At 42.5% G+C, this 6598-nt stretch carries 5 protein-coding genes; 4 read left to right on the forward strand and 1 reads right to left on the reverse strand.

Going from position 1 to position 6598, the window contains the following annotated elements:
* Positions 1-300: 300 nt before the first annotated feature.
* Positions 301-477, reverse strand: a complete 177-nt coding sequence (locus tag H9625_RS16750; protein ID WP_022038922.1) for a DUF4250 domain-containing protein — start codon at positions 475-477, stop codon at positions 301-303.
* A 267-nt stretch (positions 478-744) separates the two neighbouring features.
* On the opposite strand from H9625_RS16750, the gene purB reads away from it, so the two are divergent.
* The 4 genes from purB (at position 745) to H9625_RS16770 (ending at position 5847) form a co-directional block, all read left to right on the forward strand.
* On the forward strand, positions 745-2091 hold the full coding sequence (purB, locus tag H9625_RS16755; protein ID WP_087213004.1) for an adenylosuccinate lyase: 1347 nt from the start codon (positions 745-747) through the stop codon (positions 2089-2091).
* 149 nt (positions 2092-2240) lie between these two features.
* Positions 2241-3545, forward strand: a complete 1305-nt coding sequence (locus H9625_RS16760) for a pseudouridine synthase (RefSeq protein WP_087212998.1) — start codon at positions 2241-2243, stop codon at positions 3543-3545.
* Positions 3546-3709: 164 nt separating this feature from the next.
* Entirely contained in the window at positions 3710-5113 is a 1404-nt protein-coding gene (gene asnS / locus H9625_RS16765) for an asparagine--tRNA ligase (protein ID WP_087213001.1), read from the forward strand.
* Positions 5114-5364: 251 nt separating this feature from the next.
* Positions 5365-5847, forward strand: coding sequence for a DUF4488 domain-containing protein (locus H9625_RS16770; protein ID WP_022038926.1), 483 nt, complete (start codon positions 5365-5367; stop codon positions 5845-5847).
* Positions 5848-6598: the final 751 nt, after the last annotated feature.

A 6598-nucleotide genomic window follows, 5' to 3' on the forward strand; every position in this document is an offset into this window, starting at 1 on the left:
GGGTTACAGTACGCACCAAACAGCTCAAAAATGTGGGCTAAATTGGGAACATTAAACTGGACACCCTAATTATTAATCTTACAGCGTGAAGATTAATAATCTTCCGGCATGAAGATTAATAATCTTACAAGCAAGTCAGCTATGTGTTGATTTTATCGTGTGCTGATTCGGGATGAGTTCTTGAGTCATTTTCGTTTCAGTGATGAGGATGATAGTAGTATCTGACGAAGAGTAAAAACGGAAAGTTTTGAAACCGGATGCCGTAAGCTGCTTGTCGTAAACTTGCCGGCCGGTATTTGTTTACCAAAACTTGTTCAGTTCGCGGTTATATTCGAATCCTGCAGCTTTTAAGGTGTTTACAATGACCTCTTCGTTTACGTTCATATCTTTGCAAAGGGCGTCAAGTGAAGGGTAAAAGTCACGCAATTTGGTGTTGATGAAACTGAAAAGCATCATCGGGTCTTTGGGTAATTCCATGATAGTTTATGTTTTTTGTGGTTCATTTGATGCTGCAAAGTTAATGGTTTCTTTGATAGGATGTTCTTTTTCTTGTAAAAATCAGGAACTGTTTTGCATGTATCGTGTGTTTTTGTGATAAGATTGTCCGTGTGGCACGTCGGGTTGGTGCTCATAATAAATAATTGCTAAACTTTTCAGTATTAGTCCTGTTAACTCAGGAAAAAATCGTACCTTTGCGCCATTAATGATCATTATTTCGAATCAAAAACTACTAGTAGCATTATGATGGAACTGGATTTGCTCACCGCCATCTCTCCAATAGACGGGCGGTATAGAAATAAGACAGGTGCTTTGGCTGCTTATTTTTCCGAGTATGCACTGATGAAATATCGTGTGCGCGTAGAAATAGAGTATTTTATTACGTTGTGTGAATTGCCTTTGCCTCAGCTGGAAGGCTTGGATGCGGCACGTTTTGATTCGCTGCGCGACATTTACCGTAACTTTTCGGAAGCGGATGCAGGTCGTATCAAGGAAATTGAAAGTGTGACGAACCATGACGTGAAGGCTGTGGAATATTTTATCAAGGAGCAGTTCGACCGCTTGGGAGGGCTGGAGCCGTATAAAGAATTCATTCATTTCGGACTGACTTCGCAGGATATCAATAATACTTCAGTGCCTTTGTCTGTTAAGGATGCACTGGATGAGGTGTATTATCCACAAATCCAAAAACTGATAGAGCAGTTGGAAGTGTATGCCGAAGAGTGGAAGGATATTCCGATGTTGGCAAAAACTCACGGGCAGCCTGCTTCTCCTACCCGTCTGGGCAAGGAAATCGAGGTGTTTGCTTATCGCTTGAAGCGTCAGCTGGCAATGTTGAAAGCTTGTCCGGTTACAGCAAAATTTGGTGGCGCTACCGGAAATTATAATGCGCACCATGTGGCTTATCCCGAAATAGACTGGAAGGCATTCGGTAATCGTTTTGTAGCAGAAAAATTGGGCTTGGAACGGGAAGAGTATACTACGCAGATTTCGAATTACGATAACTTGGGTGCTATCTTTGATGCAATGAAGCGTATCAATACAATCATGATCGACATGAACCGTGACTTTTGGCAATACATTTCGATGGAATATTTCAAGCAGAAAATCAAGGCGGGCGAAGTCGGTTCGAGTGCGATGCCTCACAAGGTGAACCCGATTGATTTCGAGAATGCGGAAGGAAATCTGGGCATGGCGAATGCAGTGCTTGCGCACTTGTCGGCTAAATTGCCGGTGTCGCGTCTGCAACGCGACTTGACCGACTCTACGGTATTGCGCAACATCGGCGTTCCGTTCGGACATACGATTATCGCTATCCAGAGTTCTTTGAAAGGTTTGGGCAAGCTGTTGCTGAACGAACACAAGATATATGAAGACCTGGACAATTGCTGGAGCGTGGTGGCAGAAGCCATTCAGACGATTCTGCGCCGGGAAGGGTATCCTCATCCTTACGAAGCGTTGAAAGACCTGACACGTACCAATCAGGTTATCAACGAGGCTTCTATTAAAAATTTTATTGAAACATTGAATGTGAGTGAAAGGGTGAAGCAGGAACTGCGTGCGATTACCCCTCACAATTATACAGGAATGTAAAAAACGTTGACTAGACACGAGGTACCAGTTGACAAAGTTTTTGGTTGCAAGAAATGAAACCTGGTTTCCTGGTACCTTGTCAATTCGTTAACTAAAGAAATAACGCCCGGGAAGGGTATAATCATTAATTTATAAAAAGCAAAAAGAATATGGCAGAGAAAGAAAACAGACAAGAAGGGGGAAACACCCCGTCTGGCCGTGATGGTTACAAATCGTACAACAGAGAAGGGGCTGGCAAGTATAATCGGAGTGAGGGAGGAAGTGCGTACGGACACCGTCCCCGTTTTAATCCTAATACAGAAGGTCGTCCGCAACGCCCGTATCGTCCGCGCTATGAGGGTGGGCAGCAGAATGAAGATGGCGGTTACCGTCCGCAACGTTCTTCTTATACGCCCCGTTATAACCGAGACGACAACGGTGAGCAGCGCCCATATCGTCCGCGTTATAATGGTGGGCAGCAAGGAGAGGGTGGCTATCGTCCGCAGCGTTCTTTTTATTCTCCTCGATATAATAAGGACAACAATGATGGTGAACAGCGTCCATACCGTCCGCGTTACAACGGTGGACAGCAGCAGGGTGAAGAAGGTGGTTATCGTCCGCAACGTCCGCGTTTCAATAACAATGCTGGAGGTTATAACCGGCAAGGTGGCCGTCCGCGTACTGCCGATTATAATCCCAATGCGAAATATAGCATGAAAAAACAGATTGAGTACAAGGATATATTGACAGATCCCAATGAACCAATCCGTTTGAATAAGTTTTTGGCAAATGCAGGCATTTGCTCGCGTCGGGAGGCTGACGAGTTTATCACAGCTGGTGTGGTTTCGGTAAATGGACAGGTGGTCACCGAGTTAGGAACAAAAATCAAACGCAGTGATGAGGTGAAATTCCACGACCAGCCGGTCAGTATAGAGCGTAAGGTGTATGTATTACTGAATAAACCGAAAGACTGTGTGACAACTTCGGACGACCCACAAGAACGTAAGACTGTGCTTGATATAGTGAAAGGTGCTTGCAAGGAGCGGATTTATCCGGTAGGGCGTCTGGACCGTAATACGACAGGTGTGCTGTTGTTGACAAACGACGGTGATCTGGCATCGAAATTGACTCATCCGAAATTTTTGAAGAAAAAAATCTATCATGTATACCTGGACAAGAATGTGACGAAAGCCGATCTGGATCAGATTGTGTCAGGTATTACATTGGATGATGGAGAAATACATGCCGATGCGATAAGTTATGCTTCTGATACGGACAAATCGCAGGTAGGTATCGAAATTCATTCGGGCAAGAACCGTATCGTACGCCGCATTTTCGAATCGTTGGGCTATCGTGTTATCAAGTTGGACCGTGTATATTTTGCAGGTCTGACCAAGAAAGGCTTGCGTCGGGGTGACTGGCGTTATCTGACAGAACGCGAAGTGAACATGCTCCGTATGGGGTCGTTTGAATAAGCAGAAAGTGACAACCGATGAATACAGAGGCACAACAGAGAGTTATCTTACGTTTTCATAAGGGGTATGCTCAGAAACTGTTTTGAATTTATCGTGCGGTGATTTGGGATGAGTTTTTGAGGCAGTGTCTCTGTGTTTTGATTTAATAACTAACAGACAGAAAAATGGAAAAGATTCGTAGAACAAAGATTGTTGACCTGCTGAAGTGTCGCGATTTTGGCACGATGGTCAATGTGAAAGGTTGGGTACGTACCCGCCGCGGTAGCAAACAAGTCAGCTTTATTGCATTGAATGACGGTTCTACTATAAATAATGTACAGGTTGTTGTAGACATTGTCAACTTCAATGAAGAAGTGCTGAAACAAATCACTACAGGTGCCTGTGTAAGCGTTAATGGTGTATTGGTCGAATCGGTCGGTGCAGGGCAGGCTGCTGAGGTGCAGGCACGTGAAATCGAGATTTTGGGTACTTGCGACAATACTTATCCGTTGCAGAAAAAAGGGCATTCAATGGAATTCCTTCGGGAGATTGCACACTTGCGTCCGCGTACCAACACGTTTGGGGCTGTATTCCGTTTGCGCCATAATATGGCAATTGCCATTCATAAGTTTTTCCACGACCGTGGTTTCTTTTATTTTCATACACCGCTGATTACGGCTTCCGATTGTGAAGGGGCTGGTCAGATGTTTCAGGTCACTACCTTGAACCTTTATGACTTGAAGAAAGATGAAAATGGCTCCATCATTTACGATGATGATTTCTTCGGTAAGCAGGCAAGTCTGACCGTATCCGGTCAATTGGAAGGCGAACTTGCTGCTACGGCATTGGGGGCGATTTATACGTTTGGTCCTACGTTCCGTGCCGAAAATTCAAATACACCGCGTCATTTGGCTGAATTCTGGATGATTGAACCCGAGGTAGCGTTTAATGACATTAACGACAACATGGATTTGGCGGAAGAGTTCATCAAGTATTGTGTGCAATGGGCACTTGATAATTGCTATGATGATGTGAAGTTCCTGAACGACCATTTCGACAAGGAACTGATTGAACGCTTGCAGGGTGTGCTGAAAGAAGATTTCGTCCGCTTGCCTTATACAGAAGGTATCAAGATATTGGAAGAAGCTGTAGCCAACGGACATAAGTTTGAGTTCCCGGTATATTGGGGCGTAGACTTGGCTTCGGAACACGAACGTTACCTTGTGGAAGAGCATTTCAAGCGTCCGGTAATATTGACTGATTACCCGAAAGAAATCAAGGCGTTCTACATGAAGCAGAACGATGATGGCAAGACTGTCCGTGCGATGGATGTCTTATTCCCGAAGATTGGCGAAATCATCGGTGGTTCAGAGCGTGAAGCTGATTATGATAAGTTGCTGACCCGTATTCAGGAGTTAAATATCCCGATGAAAGATATGTGGTGGTATTTGGATACCCGCAAGTATGGAAGTTGTCCTCATTCTGGTTTCGGACTTGGTTTTGAGCGTTTGCTGTTATTTGTGACTGGTATGGCGAATATTCGCGATGTGATACCTTTCCCACGTACACCGCATAACGCAGAGTTTTAAGCTGAAGAATTAAAGAAATTAAGCTGGAGGAGTGAAGAAGACATTATCGCTCCGTTTCTTAGAAGCCAACAGTCTGGTTGATAATGAATCATCCGGACTGTTGGCTTAACTTTTTGACTTTTCCGAGCTTGTCTTGTTTTAATATCTTTAACATTCTTCTCCTTTAAATTATCTGTCCGAAAGTAAGGTTTTACGGAAAAGTTCTATATATTTGTACATCACTTATTCGTTTAACTTTAAAATTTTACATCATGAAAGCACGTTCTTTAATTATCGCAGTATTGTGCTCATTTATGGGTGTGGTGAATACGTTTGCACAAAATTTGTTTAATGAGAATACTTCGGCTTCTTTGACCGGTGTATGGCAAATGTGTTTTTACAGTTCTTCATTGCCTGCCTTGCCGGGAGATTTGAAACCAAGTAATTCGTTGAAAATTTTGGGTGAAAGTGGTGAATTTACCAATGTAGTTATGATGCCAACGGGAGCTATTATTATTGGTTCGGGTACATATACCCAAAACAATGATTCTACTTTTACCGAGCATGTGAAGAAAAACATCCATCTTCCTCAGTTGGACGGTAAAGACAATGTGATGCATTACGAAATGGCTGAAAACGGTACCTTGATGTTTGTACGGTTCAAGTCAGCAGAAAAAGGAGACGATGTATGGTCTCATGAGATTTGGAGAAAGATAGACATGCCGTCTGTTTATCCGACCGATATTGTCCGTTGACGGAATTTGTTTGTGCCCAGGCGTGTGGCATTATGCTTTTTTTATGTACATATCCCCACCTGCTTATCCTTAATAAATAAGAAGAAGCAGGTGAGGATATGTGTGTTTTATAATATTCTGTGTTACTTATATCTTGACTTTCAAGCAATAGTTAACTTCTAAATCAGAGTATCTCAATTTTAAATAGGCTTTAAGCTTTTCTTGCGTTCGGCTGTAAGCGTACAGCAATTTGTGAACATTCGCTTTTATACATCAGCTGGCAATTTAGAAACTGTTTTTTGTTTTTAAGTAATTGTGTTGATTATCAGCTTGTTTCTGTAAGACTTGGTGAATCGGTAGGGAAGTGTTTTTGTTTGGCTTCTATTTTTGTATGATAGTTGATTTTTTGGTTTGTCCACCAATAATATCCATTTGTCTACCTCTGTTTTAACCAGAATCGCTTACCTTTGAAAATACTATAAAAACAACTAATTATTTATTAAAGATTTCCCGACTATGAAAAATAACGAAAACATACTCATCAGTGTCGTAGGCAGTATTTGCCGGATTCGATTTCCTTCATCTTATTATATAATTAAGGTGTATAGATAGAAGACTTATGTTTTTCAGAACTGCCGGTGATGGTATTTGCGAAGAGATTTTATACAGGCAAGGAAGAGTTTTATTTATTGATAATTCAAGTTTCGCAAGTTAATAGAAAACCTTCTTCTTGGGATATAAAAGGGGCACAGGGATTTCCACATATCGCAGA

Source organism: Phocaeicola intestinalis, from assembly GCF_014837065.1.
Lineage (GTDB): Bacteria > Bacteroidota > Bacteroidia > Bacteroidales > Bacteroidaceae > Phocaeicola > Phocaeicola intestinalis.